The sequence below is a fragment of the Croceicoccus estronivorus genome, assembly GCF_001625325.1.
Classification (GTDB): Bacteria; Pseudomonadota; Alphaproteobacteria; order Sphingomonadales; family Sphingomonadaceae; genus Caenibius; species Caenibius estronivorus.
Genome location: NZ_JRQQ01000024.1, coordinates 1 through 344, shown reverse-complemented (window position 1 = coordinate 344; position 344 = coordinate 1). Strand labels below are relative to the sequence as shown.

Sequence of the window (344 nt, the reverse complement as noted above, 5' to 3'; positions counted from 1 at the left end):
TACATCGTGTTCTTCGACTGGGATAAGTCGGACATCACGCCGGAGGCAGCAACGATCCTCGACAGCGCGGTTACCGCCTATGGCAACTGTGACGTCGTTCCGATCATGCTGGCGGGCTACACCGACCGTTCGGGTACCGAAGCCTACAACATGGGCCTGTCGGCACGCCGCAACACCTCGGTGCGTGGTTACCTGACGACCCACGGCATCCCGGATGAGCGGATCACGAGCCAGGCGTTCGGTGAAGCCAACCCGCGGGTTCCGACCGCAGACGGTGTCCGCGAACTGCAGAACCGCCGCGTTGAAATCACCTACGGGCCGGGCTCGGGCAACTAAGCCCAACC

1 protein-coding gene is annotated in these 344 nt (G+C 63.1%); it reads left to right on the top strand.

Annotated features, from left to right (window positions below):
* Positions 1-336: OmpA family protein (locus tag MB02_RS17290; RefSeq protein ID WP_082826292.1), on the top strand; the 336-nt coding region annotated here is incomplete at its 5' end.
* Positions 337-344: the final 8 nt, after the last annotated feature.